The organism is Paenibacillus sp. FSL H8-0104, assembly GCF_038050215.1.
Classification (GTDB): Bacteria; Bacillota; Bacilli; order Paenibacillales; family Paenibacillaceae; genus Paenibacillus; species Paenibacillus amylolyticus.
This window is the reverse complement of sequence record NZ_JBBOTC010000001.1, coordinates 4,644,581-4,660,769: the sequence shown is the minus strand read 5'-3', so window position 1 is coordinate 4,660,769 and position 16,189 is coordinate 4,644,581. Positions and strand designations below refer to the sequence as shown.

Below are 16,189 nucleotides of genomic sequence, written 5' to 3'. Positions count from 1 at the left end.
ATAAGCGTATACGGGCGGGGCAATCTATGGAGAAAGTTCATGGAAGGGTGAAGATAGACATGTTTAACCGCCATTCGGTACGTACATTATGGTTATTTGTGAGCATCGTGATTATTGGTGTTCCGGGTTGTGGATTAATCCAGCGAGATCAAACGCCTGAAGAGGTCTTTTCCTTGGCTTTATCGGGGATAGCGGGAAAAGAAACGTTGAGTTTTGAAGGAGAGGCAGGACTTCGACGGGAGAACAGTGGGCTGTTTGAGAATCAGTTCAAATTTGAAGGCAAGCTGGAGAATCATGATCGTCTGACCCTTCAGACCCGATTACCTGGAGAAGTAACTGCTGTGGGGACAGGCATTCAAACAACTGCCGTAAAAAATAATGGACAGCCCAGTGGGTTTAGCGCCTCTTTTGAGCGGAAACAAGGGCAATGGATGGCATTGTCAGCGCAGCATGAGCCGCTGCGTGGGTCTCTTTCTCGATTTAACCCAATCGCCCAATTGGAGAAGATTGATGGGATGCACAAAACGATTCAATCCGAGTATGGGGCCGGTCGTCGAACCAGAACATTACGGATTGAACTTGCACCGGAAGACGCCAAATCATGGGCTGTAACCCAGCTAAACGACGAGATGAACGCCATTCGGGCAGAATATATGCATAAGGCAGCTACGGTGAAAGGGGCGCGTAAGGAGAAGCTTGAGAAGGATCTGGAGAAAGTTTGGAAACAGGGCGAAACAACGATGCAACAGATGATGAAACAAGCGAGCGTGCAGACGGTATATCATCTCACGGTAGATCGGAAGAGCAGTCTGCCTCTTCGCTTATCCTCTGAAAGTCAGATGAGTTACACGGACAACAACCGTAAAAGTAACAAAGAAGCCCTTGTCACCGATGTGAACTTCAAGTCATATCAATAAACGAAGTGAGGGACTGCCTACTGACGGGATGACTGTTCGCGTGCTACAATAGTATCGTAATTTACCGTTGTTCAATTCAAGTATGGCAGATGACAGGAGGATTTTACCAAGATGAAAGACCCAAGAATTCAAAAGCTTGCAGCAAACCTGGTGGGCTATTCAGTAGATGTACAGCCTGGTGAAAATGTATTGGTTGAGATGATTGGATCGGAACGTGATCTGATTAACGCCATTATTGAAGAGGTAGGAAAAAAAGGTGGTAACGTCTTTGTACAGTTGACCGATAAAACCGTACAGCGTGCGATGCTGAAAAATGCCACAGAAGAAATGATGAAAACATGGGCAGAGATTGATCTGAACCGTATGAAACAGATGGATTGTTATATCGGTATTCGTGCGGGAGAAAATGTGAATGATCTGTCCGATGTGCCGGAAGAAAAAATGAAAATGTACAATGCATTGTACTCCCACCCGGTACATAGTGAACAACGTGTCAAACATACGAAATGGGTTGTACTGCGTTACCCTAACGCAAGTATGGCGCAACTCGCCAATACAAGTACAGAAGCGTTCGAAGATTTCTACTTCGACGTATGTAACCTGGATTACGCCAAAATGGACAAAGCGCAGGACTCGCTTGCTAACCTGATGAAGCGGACGGATAAAGTTCGTATCACCGGACCAGGAACAGAGCTGAGCTTCTCCATTAAAGATATCGGTGCAGAGAAATGTTCTGGCCAAAAAAATATCCCGGATGGCGAAGTGTACAGTGCCCCTGTGCGCAATTCCGTGAACGGAACGATTAGTTATAACTCGCCAACCCTGTACAATGGAGTGACTTTTGAAAATATCAAGTTCACGTTCAAGGATGGCAAAATTGTTGAAGCGACAAGTAACGATACAGAGCGTTTGAATGAAATCTTGAATTCGGATGAGGGTGCTCGTCATATCGGTGAATTCGCGATTGGATTTAACCCGCATATTCTTCATCCGATGAAAGATATCCTGTTTGATGAAAAAATCGCAGGCAGCTTACACTTTACGCCAGGTCAGGCGTATGAAGAAACCGACAATGGCAACCGCTCGTCCATCCACTGGGATCTCGTATTGATCCAGCGTCCGGATTATGGCGGCGGGGAGATTTATTTTGACGATGTGCTGATTCGTAAAGACGGTATCTTTGTCATTCCTGAGCTGGAATGCTTGAATCCGGACCGTTTGAAGTAGGAACAGGATTTTGCTGTTGCTAGGAAAGCGGATTCACGGTATCATGTAGTGGTAATTAATAGATGATACCAATAGTAAAAAGACGGAGGGATTCCTATGTCGAGTAATAACGCGGCTGTAGTAGAAATTGCTCAAACAGCAGGCAAGTTTACTTCTTCAATCGTGCTTCATTCGGAGAACAAGTATATCGATGTAAAAAGTATTCTCGGATTGTTTACAACGCTGATCAGCACGCACAGCTATGAACTGCATGTTCATGGTCCAGATGCAGTTGAAGCGAAAGCAGCCATGTCAGAAGTATTTGCCAAGCATGGACTGAATGTAAGCATCGCATCTGAGTAATAGCTCTCAAGAAGCACCTTTGCCTTTTTTGGCAGGGGTGTTTTTTGGCATGGAATGATCTGAATACTCGTCTGGACGTGACTGGAACAGGTGGATTAAGCTTCAACAAAAGGCTTAACTTTGCGGGCTTATTTTGGTCAGGTTCTTGTATTAGCTCTTCATTTCGTCTAATATTAGAGGTAGAACGTCTTTACGCGATTTTTGGGACATAGGGGGGAAAAATGCATGACTTCATCTGATCTGCAGGACCAGCTGAGTTTGAAAGCGATCAGTCTTCTTCAAGAAGATGCAGATAAAATACAGAAGCTTATTGAAGTACAGATGGAGAATCTGGCTACCCGCTACTGCCCTCTCTATGAGGAAGTATTGGATACACAGATGTATGGGTTCTCCAAAGAAGTTGATTTTGCTGTTCGTGCAGGGCTCCTTCCAGAAGGTGCAGGTAAGCAGCTGGTTAGCGCGCTTGAGCGGAATTTGGCAATTTTATATGAAGCCTTGAACAAGAAGAATGAGCAATAGCCTGCAAATGCGCGGGTCAGAATAGAAGGCATGCAGGCGTTTATGCATGCTTTTTTTGTGCGTCTGAACGGGGTGGGGATGCAAGCCAGCCGGAGGGCGTATACAAACAAAGAGACAGCACCAGATGTAAATTCGGGCTGCCTCTTGTGGCTTGTATATTTTAGTGTTATATAAATTAAACTAAACATTTACACAAAACGGAGAGGACAGAAATAACCTGAAGAAGCGGAGCGTTCGCCTTTATCCCCGGATTTACCCCTTTATAAAAGGAATCAAAAAAATCAGGGGATAACAGCGATCGGAAGGTTGTTCTGTCATCGTAGTGGCCAGTGTAAATATTCTTTAGTTCAACTTATATCGCTACGTGAGGGCCTGGTTACACCAGGAAGAAGGATACACCGAGTATGATATATACGACGAGCAGGAGTAAACCTTCGTACCAATTCGTTGAACCATCTTGGGTAATGGACTTCGCAATAAATACGGATACGCCGATGGCGACCAGTTCAATCGTTGTGAATACGATATCCATGGTTCTGCCTGTGAAGTAGCTGACAAAAATCAGTACAGGAGCAACGAAGAGTGCGATCTGCAAGCTGCTGCCAACCGCAATTTCCACGGCGGCTCCAATTTTATTTTTCATGGCAAGCATGATGGCTGCACTGTGTTCGGCGGCATTACCAATGATGGCCACAAGGAATGCACCGACAAACAGTTCGCTAAGTCCAAATTCCGAAGTGAAGACTTCAAGCGTGCCCACCAGCCATTCACTGACGAAGGCAACCATGACTGTTGCGAGCACCAGATAGAGGATTGATTTTTTCTTGGACCATGCCGGAGCATGCTCATGAGGTAGCTCTTCATCGCGATCCTCAGTGACGTCTGCGAGGTAGTTCTTATGCGTCACCATGGAGAATAGCAACCACGCAATATACGCGAGGATGAGCAATCCGGCCACGATGAGACTAAGTGTATTGGTGTCTTTCTGTGTAATGGAATGTGTATTGAGAAAGACTGCCGGAATAAACAGGGCAATGATGGCAACAATCATCAGGGAACCATTCAGACCTGCGAGTGAAACATTATAATTCTGAATTTTGAACTTGAGTCCTCCGGCAAAAATACTTAACCCGAGCACTAACAGCAGATTTCCAATGATGGAACCTGTCAGACTAGCTTTGACCATGTCGAAGAGTCCCTCTTTGACGAGGAAAATGGCGATGATCAATTCGGCAGCATTGCCGAAGGTGGCATTCAAGAATCCACCTAGCCGCTGTCCGGCGTAGTGGGCTACATTTTCGGTGGCTTTGCCTAAAAAACCGGCCACAAAAATAACCGAAATGGCTGATATCACGAACTGTAGAATCGAATCCCATTTCAAGTAGTGGGCGATGGCACTGAGTGCAAAGAACGCAATCAGCAAAATGGATGAAATCCGGTTTCTCACAACAAACACCTCGGTTATAAATTATTTTGTTTTTGAATTACACTGTAAATCGCTTATGAGATTATTTTCATATTTCAATATAACCAAATGGTGGTAGGTTGTAAACGCATCTTTTTGAGTTTAATTTGCTTTTTGGGGTGGAAAGGATTTAAAATACGAGTAACGAAGTGAAGGAGGATGTGGCATGGCAGAACAACTTCAACTGGAGAGCGGAAACATCCGGATTGCCGATGACGTGGTTGCAAAAATTGCCGGAATGGCTGCAATGGAAACACCCGGAATTGCCGCAATGTCTGGAGGATTGTCAGAGGGCTGGGCGAAGCGACTCAGCGGTAAAAACGTACAGAAAGGCGTGAGCGTTGAGGTCGGCCAGCTGGAAGCAGCCATTGACCTGCGCATCATCGTCCTGTACGAAACCCCGATTCATGAAGTTTCCCGTATGCTTCAGCAGAATGTAAGAGAAGCGGTAGAGACCATGACCGGATTACGCGTGGTTGAAGTCAATGTAAAGGTAGAAGGCGTATCTTTCAAAGGCGACGATCTGTAGAAATCGCACTCCGCAATGGAGGACAGAACGATATTGACCTGTTCTTCATCTTGATAGACACAATTGTACCGAGTACACAGAAAAAGGCTGCGCATCCATTAGGTGCACAGCCTTTTTTGTGTTGTTTTTTATCGAATCCGACGGATGGACTCCCGTGAACGAAGAGCAGGAGAGGTACGAGTCTGTGTCTGTACAGTTACGGACTTCGTTTTCTCTTCCTTGATCACGTCCAGATTGTTAGTACGTGAGATACTGAGCAGAATGCCCATGGCAACCATCATTACAAAGAGTGAGGTACCCCCATAACTGATAAACGGAAGCGTAACTCCCGTCACCGGAATGGTTTGAGTTACACCACCGATGTTGATAAATGCCTGAATCGCGATTAGTCCCATGATACCTATGCCGACCAATGTTCCGAATGGATCGGGACAGCGGAGAGAGACAATAATTCCGCGCCAGATGAAGTACAGGTAAACAAGCAGGAATAAGGCACTTCCGATGAATCCGAGTTCTTCCCCGATTACGGAGAAAATAAAGTCATTATACGCGTTTGGCAAATAGTGCAGCTTCATCGTACCTTGTCCAATCCCTGAACCTGTCATGCCGCCATCACCAATGGCAACAAGAGAACGGTAGAGGTTAAGACTTCCGCCATTAATATCGGACATTGGATCAAGGAAAGCCTGAATACGTCCGATCTTGTAGTTCTGCTCCGCAGTGACTGCTGTTGTAGCAGTCGTTGTGTCGGAAGGAGACATGGAAGAAAACAGGGAATTCGCTCCGAACGCCAGTGCCCCACCGAGTACAACCAGGAGAATCGAACCCAGGATATGTTTCATACTGGCTCCACCGGCATAGATCAAGAGACCACAGGTGGACACCAGAATGAAGGTGGTACCGAAGTCTGGTTGCAGCATAATCAGTCCTGCGATGAATCCAACGATAAACAGGACGGGAACGTACCCTGTCTTGAAAACCCTGAATTTCTCACCTTTTTTGGTAATAAGAGCAGAGAGATAGAGAATGATAGCAATTTTCGCGAACTCTGCAGGCTGAAGACTGAAACCAAAAATGTGAATCCAGCTTCGTGCACCGTTCAATACTGCACCTGAGATCAAAACAATCACCAGCATGACCGTAGTGAGCAGGAAAAAGGGTGCATAGAGCTTTTTGTACTTGTTGAAGCGGATATTCATGGCAAAAAACATGCCAAATAGACCGATAATCGCCCACATAAGTTGTTTTTTCGTGAAGTAAAGGGCATCATTGTTAAATTTATCGCTTGCGATTGCAATGCTGGAACTGGAGCTGAATACCATCACCAGTCCAAAGCCCACCAACAATAAAGTGAGGATTAGCAGTTGAAAATCCGGCGTGCCTCTCTTCGTTTTCGTTTGGGCCGTTTGTTGTTTCATCGTTTGGCCCAGCCTATGCTTCCAGCAGTTCTTTAAGCTGCTGTAATTTTTCGGCTGCCAGCTTCACGACTGGTTGCGGAACGGAAGAGTCATAATCCAGGCCGTGAGGGAAAGTGGCTTTGCCGAGGTATACTGCTTCCACAGCAAGAACGGTATCCGGTTTTTCCAATTTGCCTTCCACAGCGCGGGTATTAATGCGTACAAAGTATTCTGAGTTGGTTTGTTCATCTTCAATTTTGTAGTCATATGTAGCACGGTAATATTCCCATTGCCACCGGACAAATCCGACTTTCTCGGCGCTCTCATCCAGGTATGCCAAGTCGCTCTTCAAGCCATCCAAGCCTGTATTCTCAAAAATCATAAGCGTTTGATCCTCCTCATAAGCTTCCGAGTATAATTTCTCGAGTATTTCTCTAGTTCATGATAGTATGTTTCCCCTTCCCGTGCAAGCTTTCCGAAGGCGTTTCGTATCGGTTTTCTTCCAATTCTGCTACAATATACAGCAATAGGTTTGAAGAGGAAGGTTCGGGCTTGATCCAAGTCCCGTTCAAGATTGAAAGGGTGGAGAGACATGACTAATAATATATGGTGGGAAGATCTGCAGATCCACATGGTGGAATGGCGGCGTCATCTTCATCGCAATCCCGAGGTTTCCTTTCATGAGGAGAAGACATCCTCTTTTGTAGCGGATATGTTGGAGAGCTTTGGCGTTGAAGTGAGGCGTCATGTTGGTGGTCACGGGGTCATCGGTACCATTCGTGGGGACAAGCCGGGTCCTGTCGTCATGCTGCGAGCTGATATGGACGCACTTCCAATTCAGGATGAAAAGAATATCGAGTATGCATCACAACAAGCAGGAGCGATGCATGCATGCGGCCACGATGGTCATATCTCCATCTTGCTCGGTACGGCATTGTATTTCAGTCGTCACAAGCAGGAGATCCAAGGAGAGATTCGCTTTTTGTTCCAGCCAGCAGAAGAACTGCTTCCGGGTGGTGCAGTCCAGGTCATTGCGGATGGTGCGCTTGAAGGCGTGGATGTCATATATGGCATTCATCTGTGGACCCCGCTGCCTGTAGGTGTTGTTGCCAGTAAGGCAGGACCGATGATGGCGGCGGCGGACGATTTTTACATTGAGATCAAAGGCAAAGGTGGACATGGCGGGATGCCACAATCCACGATAGATAGTCTTATAGCGGGTTCTGCGCTTGTGATGCAGCTTCAGACCGTTGTCAGTCGTTCGGTTGATCCATTGCAACCCGCGGTGCTGACCATTGGTACAATGCAGGCGGGCTCGGCTCAGAATGTAATTGCAGAGCAATGCAAAATGAGCGGTACGGTAAGAACATTTGATGAAGAGACCCGAAACGGGATGAAAGAGCGTGTGCTTACCATGGTAGCCCAGACAGGGGCAGCTTACGGAGCAGAGACGCAAGTGAAATATATTATGGGATATCCGCCTGTGGTGAATGATGAACAAGAGACAGCACGTTTCTTCAGAGAGGCTACAGAATTATTTGGGGCAGAACGAGTGCAAGCATCCCCGATGCTGATGCCAGCGGAAGATTTTGCGTATTATCTGCAAAAGGTTCCAGGGTGCTTTATGTTTGTTGGAGCAGGCAACCCAGATAAAAATGCGATCTATCCGCATCATCATCCGATGTTTGATTTTGATGAAGACGCGATGCAGACGGCCGTGAAATTATTTATCGCCATGGCCAAAGGTTACACAGCAGAATGACTTTAGATGCAGTTGGGCATCCTGTTCATACCAAGGTATGGGCAGGATGTTTTTTTTGTGGATTTTATTAGAGGTTGTTCCAAAAGTCCACTTTTCGGTACTGAAAATCAGACTTTTTGAACTCGAAATTGTAGCGGTTCATTTTCGGAAGCTGCCGGAACTGGACTTTTTTGTGATAGGAGGAAGGCTCCAAATGGAAGGAACAGAACATATGGTAAGCACAGATGCTTGTATCGTTCAGCGAGATTTTACAGTTTTGCTGGAAGTTGGCCACCCCGGATTCGAAAGAGCAAGAGAGCAGCTTGGGATGTATTCAGAACTGGTTAAGACACCAGCAGCGTTTCATACCTACCGAATCACTCCGTTATCGCTCTGGAATGCGGCTGCGCTGGGATGGAATGCAGATCAGGTCATCGCAAGTTTGGAGCTGGTATCCCGCTGGAACGTGCCTGCTGCACTGATACAGGATGTTCGGAGAATCATGGATCAGTATGGCAAATTAAAGCTGCATTCCGAAGCAGATCACACTAGAATGCGTCTTTACAGTGAGGATGAGCGGTTGCTGGATGAATTAAGTGGATTGAAAACAATAGCTGCCTTTCGCATGGAACGTAAGGACGCTCATGAACTTCTGCTCCCAGGAGAACAGCGAGGGTTATTAAAAAGGGAATTAACACGATTGGGTTACCCCGTACTTGATTACGTAGGATATCGGGAGGGAACCAAGCTTTCATTTGATTGGCGGTCTAATGATCCGGGGGACCACTCTGAGCGGTTTGCGTTGCGTTCTTACCAGAGAGAGGCTGTGGATGCATTTGAAGGCAGTGAGGGCATGGGAGGAAGCGGTTTACTCGTACTTCCTTGCGGGGCAGGAAAAACGGTCATTGGGATGGCCGTGCTGGAGCGGCTTCAATGTGAATGCCTTATTTTGACGTCCAATACAACGTCTGTGCGACAGTGGATTCAGGAAATTCAAGACAAAACCACGATTACCAGCGAACAGATCGGTGAGTATTCCGGTCAGAAAAAACAGGTGAAACCTGTGACTGTAGCTACATATCAGATTCTTACACACCGGAAATCAAAGGATGCTGATTTTACCCACATCAAACTGCTCAGTGAGCGGCAATGGGGGCTGATCATATATGATGAAGTACATTTGCTGCCAGCACCAGTGTTTCGTGCAACTGCGGATATTCAAGCTACGCGAAGGCTGGGATTGACGGCCACCTTGGTTCGAGAGGATGGCTGTGAACAGGATGTGTTTTCGTTGATTGGTCCAAAGCTCTATGATATGCCGTGGAAACAACTGGAGCAGCAAGGGTGGATTGCTGATGTACAATGTCAAGAGATACGTATTCCGTTTTCCCCGGAACTAAGATCAAATTATCTGCAAGCCGAGGTTAAACATCAATTTCGATTGGCTGCCGAGAATCCGGCGAAGGTACATGTAGTTAAGCGTTTGCTGGAACGTCATCGGGATATGCCTGCGCTAGTGATTGGACAATATCTGGATCAACTTGAGTTGATTGCCCGGGAAATTGAAGCACCTTTGATCTCGGGTAACATGTCACAGCAAGAGCGAATCAAGTGGTTTGCCGCTTTTCGACGTGGAGAGATTAAAACAATTGTGGTATCCAAGGTTGCCAATTTTGCTGTGGATTTGCCTGATGCTGCTGTTGCGCTTGAGATATCCGGAAGTTTCGGGTCAAGGCAGGAAGAGGCACAGCGTTTGGGAAGAATTCTGAGACCAAAAGCTGGAGAAAACAAAGCATATTTCTATGCGTTGGTATCAGAGGATAGTAAGGAACAGGAGTTTGCATTAAACCGTCAGATGTTCTTGGTGGAGCAGGGATATGAATATGCCATTGTGCACGAGAACGAATAGTCCATTTATACTCGCGAAAAGAGGAGGGATTGGGATATGTCTTCATTTGAACCAATAGATGAGCCGTTGGTACTGAACCTTGATTCATGGTCAAAGCTTGCTTTGGTGGAACAAAAAGTGCTTGGTGCAATTTTTCACAAACATGCCGGTCAGCCTTTTTCCTCCCTCCTGCCACGAGAACAGTGGGCCATCGAAGGACTCAGTGTCGCAGAAGCCAATTCTTCATTCGCCAGCCTTAGGCAGCAAAGATGGATTGAATCTGTATATAAGAGTTGGGGAGAGCGATTATTCTATATTCCTGCTTCGCTGATGGAGACATTGACGATTGCTTACGCACAAAGAGTGGGTATAACCGTTAAACAGATGGCACGGCATGCTCATGTATTACAGGAAGGAAAGCCGGATACTGCTGCGGAACTTCTTCATCTGATCGCGTGGATTGAAAGAGAAGGACTTCCTTTGACAGGGAAGGGCACTATACATAAGAAAAGTGTTCAAAAATTAAGTGTGATCACGGTGTTATCTTCGACAGACTTTGAAGGTCTGGGCATCCGATATGATCATTCGGATTTGTATCCGACCCACGTAGCTATCCTTCTCGATCTACTGCTCAGTCTGAATCTCGTTCAGAAGTCAGGTGGCCAAATTCAGATTGTAGATCATCGATTACAAAAATGGTTGCAGCTCTCGTGGAGACAGATGCATCGGGAAATATATCAAGCGTGTATGGAAAGATACGGAGAAGCTGAACCCGCGTTGCAGCATTTCCGTTATCAATTGGCAGTGTTGGCTCCAGAAAAAAACATATGGTGCCATATAGAGAATTTGGAATTGAAACCACGGATCAGGGGCTGGCTATACGCACTGGCTGGCTGGGGTTATGGTGAAGTAGGAGAAGATCAGTCGGGAGCGCTGGCATTCCGTTGGCTGATCGAACCGCATAGCCTGTTATATCGAGAACAAGAGATGGTAAGTGAGGCGGAGCCGTGTGGATTTTACATGCAGCCTGATTTCGAAATGTTGGTGCCGCCCGAAGCAGGGCCTGATGTGATCTGGATGCTGGAGCAATGCGCAGAACGGGTGACGCGTGATCGAATGTCCATCTACCGTATGACAAGAGAGCGATTCATTTCGGCCTTAGCCAGAGGGTATGAATTACATGAAGTGATAGAGTGTCTGGATCAATATGCGCTGACAGGCATACCAGAGAATGTACGTATTGCGTTAGCAGATTGGGGCAAGGAGACGGATGCTGCACCGTTGACTGTAAATCGGAGTATGAAGGTAATGGAGGCAAGTACAGGCTCTGCATATGATCCGAAGTTATTAGAAAAGGATATGTTGAGCGGTGTATATTCTTCTTTCTACACTCCCGATAGTCTAGGTCTGGTTGATGTCCCTGCTTCTCTGCATGGGTTGGAGCGTGATCAATCTGTCATTGAGAAGAAGTTCTCTCTGTTGGGATTTGAGGAGATACCGGAGACCTGGTACAGGGAGTGGCGTCGATATCATAGTTCAACCGCCCGACAGATTGCTGCCAAAGCCATTGAGTGGCAGACCAAGCTGGGGATACAACAGGAAAATCGTACGCAATACCTCATTCCACATCAGGTAGAGGGTCATGAACAATGGACTTTAAGCGGTTGGTGCATGTTGGATTCAAGTGAAAATACACCAGAGACGGAATGGCGTACATTCTCCCCGTCAGAGTGGGATACAATGCGTCTTATCCTGCCAGATGATGTCATAACCTGACTATTTCACGTGAATATCAGGTTGAAAGGCGAATTTTCGAGTTCCCCCTATTTCTAATTGCAGGAAAAACTCTTCTTAACTATTCATGGATATGCTATGATGAGGTAGTCTACGTTAAGTAGAACTTTATATATAGATAGGATGAATATTTCATGAGCGTAGCGGAAATGAACACGGTCGATATGGCCCAAGTGTTAACGGGCGCATATGAACTGGGCGACATGATTAACCAATCTGCCGAAGTATCGGATTATTTATATTGGAAGCAGCAAGTCGAGACTACTCCTGAGATTCAGATGGGGATTCGGAAGCTGAATGCCAAGAAGGAATTGTTTGAAGAAACACAGCGTTTCGGTCATTTTCACCCGGATTATCATGCAGCAAAAGACCAGGTGAAGGCTCTGGAACAGGAGTTGGAAAATTTCGAGGCGGTAATCCGCTTCAAACAGGCAGAGAAGTCCCTGGATGATATGTTATTCCAGATGTCAGAGACCATTGCATTTGCAGTGTCAACGACCATTAAGGTACCGAGCAATGACCCGAATCCGAAGGGCGGCTGCGGTAGTGGCGGCAAGTGTGGTTGCAGTTAAGTAATCATTATAGAAGGGCGGGGAACGATGATGTTTGCGGAAAGGACAGGATATATTATTTGGGTCAGTGATTTGAAGGCTGCCCGTAATCTCGAAAAATATGGCACCGTGCATTATATCTCCCGCCGTATGCATTATGTAGTCATGTATGTTAATGCAGAACGGGCAGATGATACGATGAAAAATGTGAAGCGACTTTCCTATGTGCGCAAGATCGAACGCTCGTATCGTAATGAGATCAAAACCGAGTATGCCAGCAAAACGATGGACAAAACGAGCTTTTACGGAATATAGAAGAGAAACTGGAGGGACCCTTTGGGGTCGCTCTTTTCTTGAATTATACACAAATTGGCTATTGTGAAAAAAAGTTAAACTTACGCCTTGAGGTTGCGGGACTAATGTTGTAATATATTTGGTAATAAATAGATAGAAAGTCCTATCTGGTGGAGAGTGATTCCCATGCGTGATAAGGTGATGCAACGTTGGAGCACCTACGAGCCGTTTTTCGTGGCTCTTGGAGACAAGAAAGTGGCCGACATCGTCATTACCCATCATGCCAAGATGCGGTATGCAGACCGTATTGAGCCTGCACGTAGTGATGATGACCATATTGCGGCGTGGTTATGGGAGTGTCTGAAGCAGGACCGTATAACACCATACTACCGTAATGAACAGGACGTCTACCTGATTGATGAGGATCTGGTGGTGGTCGCCGAATTTTCCGAACTTGAAGGAGAATATGATATTGCGGGCAATCCGCTGCACAAAATGATTGTAGTTACGTTTCTGGGACGTATGTCGGAGACCATTGAATTAAGGGACCTGAAGTCATATTATTCATGGTTAAGACATTCAAGAAGAATGACGTTGGTCAAAAATAGCCGTAAGCATAAGTAAGCCTGAGTAGATTCAATATGTTGAAATCATAGATTCAAGGATTATCGCATGCAGACAAGCTGCATGCTTTTTTTGTTGCCAAGCGAGAAATCGGCTACAATGTAGAGAGTGTAATCGAAGAGGGGCGAAGATATGAATTTTCACCAATTGCATATTTTTTATACGGTAGCAGAGAAGGGGAGTTTCTCGGCGGCTGCACAAGCATTACATATGACTCAACCGGCAGTAACGATGCAGATTCAATCATTGGAGGACTATTTTGGCACCAAGTTACTGCATCGTTCCACCAAAAAAATAGAATTATCCGAGGCTGGCCGGACTTTATTACCTCATGCGAAACGGAGTGTAGAGCTGGTCAGACAGACGGACGAAGCGATGTCGGCGTTTACCCAGATGTTACAGGGCCGACTCCAGCTGGGAGCCAGCTTAACGATCGGGGAATATGTGCTTCCACGCATGCTCGGACCATTTGCACTTCAGTATCCCGATATTTCAATTGTCATGAAAGTGATGAATACAACGCAAATTATGGATGATATATTGAAGCACCAGCTTAATTTTGGTCTGATTGAAGCGCCAGTGCACCACCCGGACATGATTGTGGAGCCTGTCATGCAGGACGAGCTGAAACTGATTGTACCTGCCGGACATGATTTGGCTAAGCGTAGCAAAGTGAATATTGAGGATGTAATGAATTATCCTTTTGTGCTGCGTGAGAAGGGCTCGGGTACTCGTCAGGTGATGGAAGACCAATTGCAAAAGAAAAAGATTGATCCACAGGATATGAATGTGGTGATGGAACTTGGCAGTACAGGAGCGGTAAAATCGGCCGTGGAGGCAGGGGTAGGTATTACGATGTTATCTCCTTCTTCGGTGCAGCATGAACTGGCTCTGGGACTTGTTCATATTGTGGATATCCGCGGACTCGAATTCAAAAGGCAGTTCTATGCCATCCATCTAAAATCGTCCTTGTTGCCCCTGTCAGCAGTCGCTTTCCTGAATTATCTGCGTCAGCAGGAGCAGCCTAAGTCGGTACATAAGACGGGGAAGGCATAATAGTTGGCAACATCAATGGTAGATAAGATTGAATCATAATCAATTTTAAACAAAGGAGCTGTTGATCATGGATCAGTGCCAAGGACGCTGTGATCTTCATACGCATAGTCAGGCTTCCGATGGAATGCAGCCACCTGCTGATAATGTGAAGCTTGCCAAACAAAAAGGGCTATCTGCGGTTGCCCTAACGGACCATGATACAGTAGCTGGTGTAGCGGAAGCACAGCAAGCGGGAAAAGAGTACGATATTGATGTTGTTGCCGGAGTGGAGATCAGCACTCGGGCTGGTGGGAAAGATATTCATGTGCTGGGCTATTACGTTAATACGGAGGATGAGATATTCCTGCAACGGTTGGCCGGATTACGAGAAGCGCGAGATGAGCGGAATCATCTGATTATCGCCAAGCTGCAGGAACTCGGGCTTGATATAAGCTGGCAGGAGGTACTGGATGAGCTGGGACGCCCGTTAGAGCCGGATGAGAGTATTGGCAGACCTCATATGGCCGATGTGCTGGTGAAGAAGAGATATGCTGTCGACATGCGGGATGCATTCGATCGATATCTTGCTGAAGGCAAGCCTGGCTTCGTGTCTGTACCCCGAGTTGCACCAGAGGATGCGTGTGAGTGGATTAGAGCCGCAGGTGGAGCCGCTGTGATTGCCCATCCGGGTCTCTATAATGATGATGAATTGGTACGTCGCATCATTGAAGACGCCCTTCCGGATGGCATTGAGGTGTTTCATTCGGACCATGGCCCAGAAGAGGAACGCAGGTATGGTAAGCTGGCCAAGGAATACGACCTCATTGAAACAGGTGGATCTGATTATCATGGTAAACGGCAAGGTGTTGTTTTCCACGGGGATCTTGGTAGCAAGACCGTAACGGTTGATGTGTTGGAAAGGCTGAAGGCAGCTGCTTCACAGCAAAGGGGAGAGTAAGCGAGACGTTGCAACGCTCTATCTGACTATAATAAATACTGTGTTACTGGATACATTTTAAGATCGAAGGAGTAAGAGACATGCAAGCATGATAAGGCTGAACCTTCATGTTTGCATGTCCCTTTTTTTGTTCTGAAAATAGTCTATGTAATGGAATAGTTTACCCAAGCGCCACGTGTAGCCCCAAGACGTTCGAATAATTGCTGTGCCCGCTCATTGGTCACTGCTGTGATCCAAGACATATATGCACATCCATGGTCCCGCGTATATTGCTGACAGTGTGCAAATAATTTAGCTTCTGCTTCGCCCTCTCTAAATGTTTCCGTAACAAATAGGTCGTTCATAATGGCGACACGCTCTGCTTTCATCGTGCTGTATGTAAAGAACAGGGTAGAAAATCCGATAAGCTTCCCGTCCTCTACTGCCACAAATTGAGCACCGATCTTCTGATTAAGCAGGTTGTTGATCAAAAGCTGGATGGATTGATCACCAGGCCAGGGGTTGTTGTAGAATCCCACCACATAGTCATGCATTAATGCCATCAAGGGTTTCAGATCATCAGGTTGAGTTTCTCTGATATGTATGGTCATGGTACACTTCCTTAACAGTAATTTATATTTCTTAGAATTGAATTATTATACATATAAATGAATTAATATTCAATAAAATGATAAATAGGTTGGCTTCAACCAGCATTCAAACAACTAATGCAATAACAAAAATCCCCTGAACCGTTAATGGTCAGGGGATTTTTCTATTGTTACTGTTACATCTATATAAGTTGAACTAATCATTTATACGATAACGGAGAGGACAGAAAAAACCTGAAAAAGCGGAGCTAAAAGCTTTCTGCAAGAAAGCTACTTCGGAAGCATAAGCTTCGCCTTTATCCCCGGATTTACCCTTGA

General features: G+C 46.0%; 17 protein-coding genes. 13 read left to right on the top strand and 4 right to left on the bottom strand.

The genetic code is table 11. From position 1 onward, the window contains the following. Positions 1-26 precede the first annotated feature (26 nt). The 4 genes from NST38_RS20690 (at position 27) to NST38_RS20675 (ending at position 3,005) form a co-directional block, all read left to right on the top strand. Entirely contained in the window at positions 27-917 is an 891-nt protein-coding gene (locus NST38_RS20690; RefSeq protein WP_076250858.1) for a hypothetical protein, read from the top strand. A gap of 111 nt (positions 918-1,028) precedes the next feature. Beyond that, entirely contained in the window at positions 1,029-2,144 is a 1,116-nt protein-coding gene (locus NST38_RS20685; RefSeq protein ID WP_076250860.1) for an aminopeptidase, read from the top strand. A gap of 96 nt (positions 2,145-2,240) precedes the next feature. Next, positions 2,241-2,486 carry an HPr family phosphocarrier protein gene (locus NST38_RS20680; protein ID WP_036614658.1) on the top strand — a complete coding sequence of 82 codons (246 nt, stop codon included), beginning with the start codon at positions 2,241-2,243 and terminating at the stop codon, positions 2,484-2,486. A gap of 225 nt (positions 2,487-2,711) precedes the next feature. Then, complete coding sequence (locus tag NST38_RS20675; RefSeq protein ID WP_036614657.1) at positions 2,712-3,005, top strand: YlaN family protein; 294 nt, start codon at positions 2,712-2,714, stop codon at positions 3,003-3,005. A 376-nt stretch (positions 3,006-3,381) separates the two neighbouring features. Here NST38_RS20675 and cax read toward each other — a convergent pair whose 3' ends face one another. After that, positions 3,382-4,452, bottom strand: a complete 1,071-nt coding sequence (cax, locus tag NST38_RS20670; RefSeq protein ID WP_036674882.1) for a calcium/proton exchanger — start codon at positions 4,450-4,452, stop codon at positions 3,382-3,384. A gap of 184 nt (positions 4,453-4,636) precedes the next feature. Between cax and NST38_RS20665 the strand changes: the two genes are divergently transcribed. After that, on the top strand, positions 4,637-4,999 hold the full coding sequence (locus NST38_RS20665) for an Asp23/Gls24 family envelope stress response protein (protein WP_017687428.1): 363 nt from the start codon (positions 4,637-4,639) through the stop codon (positions 4,997-4,999). Between the two features lie 128 nt (positions 5,000-5,127). On the opposite strand, the gene ftsW is transcribed toward NST38_RS20665, so the two are convergent. Both ftsW and NST38_RS20655 read right to left on the bottom strand, forming a co-directional pair. Then, positions 5,128-6,417, bottom strand: a complete 1,290-nt coding sequence (ftsW, locus tag NST38_RS20660) for a putative lipid II flippase FtsW (RefSeq protein ID WP_036614653.1) — start codon at positions 6,415-6,417, stop codon at positions 5,128-5,130. Between the two features lie 13 nt (positions 6,418-6,430). After that, positions 6,431-6,778 (bottom strand): YugN family protein, encoded by a 348-nt coding sequence (locus NST38_RS20655; protein WP_074095774.1) that lies wholly within the window; start codon positions 6,776-6,778, stop codon positions 6,431-6,433. A 210-nt stretch (positions 6,779-6,988) separates the two neighbouring features. On the opposite strand from NST38_RS20655, the gene NST38_RS20650 reads away from it, so the two are divergent. The 8 genes from NST38_RS20650 to NST38_RS20615 all read left to right on the top strand — a co-directional run bounded on the left by NST38_RS20650 (position 6,989) and on the right by NST38_RS20615 (position 15,281). After that, a complete protein-coding gene (locus NST38_RS20650) occupies positions 6,989-8,158 on the top strand; it encodes a M20 family metallopeptidase (protein WP_076250861.1) in 1,170 nt (389 codons plus the stop codon). 193 nt (positions 8,159-8,351) lie between these two features. Beyond that, on the top strand, positions 8,352-10,046 hold the full coding sequence (locus tag NST38_RS20645) for a DNA repair helicase XPB (protein ID WP_083684415.1): 1,695 nt from the start codon (positions 8,352-8,354) through the stop codon (positions 10,044-10,046). Between the two features lie 36 nt (positions 10,047-10,082). Then, entirely contained in the window at positions 10,083-11,801 is a 1,719-nt protein-coding gene (locus NST38_RS20640; RefSeq protein WP_076250863.1) for a helicase-associated domain-containing protein, read from the top strand. A gap of 152 nt (positions 11,802-11,953) precedes the next feature. Beyond that, a complete protein-coding gene (locus NST38_RS20635; protein ID WP_036614642.1) occupies positions 11,954-12,391 on the top strand; it encodes a YlbF family regulator in 438 nt (145 codons plus the stop codon). A gap of 30 nt (positions 12,392-12,421) precedes the next feature. Continuing rightward, positions 12,422-12,685 carry a YlbG family protein gene (locus NST38_RS20630; RefSeq protein WP_076251211.1) on the top strand — a complete coding sequence of 88 codons (264 nt, stop codon included), beginning with the start codon at positions 12,422-12,424 and terminating at the stop codon, positions 12,683-12,685. 165 nt (positions 12,686-12,850) lie between these two features. Then, positions 12,851-13,288, top strand: coding sequence for a hypothetical protein (locus NST38_RS20625; protein ID WP_017687436.1), 438 nt, complete (start codon positions 12,851-12,853; stop codon positions 13,286-13,288). Between the two features lie 132 nt (positions 13,289-13,420). Continuing rightward, positions 13,421-14,344 carry a selenium metabolism-associated LysR family transcriptional regulator gene (locus NST38_RS20620; RefSeq protein WP_036614641.1) on the top strand — a complete coding sequence of 308 codons (924 nt, stop codon included), beginning with the start codon at positions 13,421-13,423 and terminating at the stop codon, positions 14,342-14,344. A gap of 67 nt (positions 14,345-14,411) precedes the next feature. After that, on the top strand, positions 14,412-15,281 hold the full coding sequence (locus tag NST38_RS20615) for a PHP domain-containing protein (protein ID WP_076250865.1): 870 nt from the start codon (positions 14,412-14,414) through the stop codon (positions 15,279-15,281). A 143-nt stretch (positions 15,282-15,424) separates the two neighbouring features. Here NST38_RS20615 and NST38_RS20610 read toward each other — a convergent pair whose 3' ends face one another. Next, positions 15,425-15,871, bottom strand: coding sequence for a GNAT family N-acetyltransferase (locus NST38_RS20610; RefSeq protein ID WP_076328033.1), 447 nt, complete (start codon positions 15,869-15,871; stop codon positions 15,425-15,427). Positions 15,872-16,189: the final 318 nt, after the last annotated feature.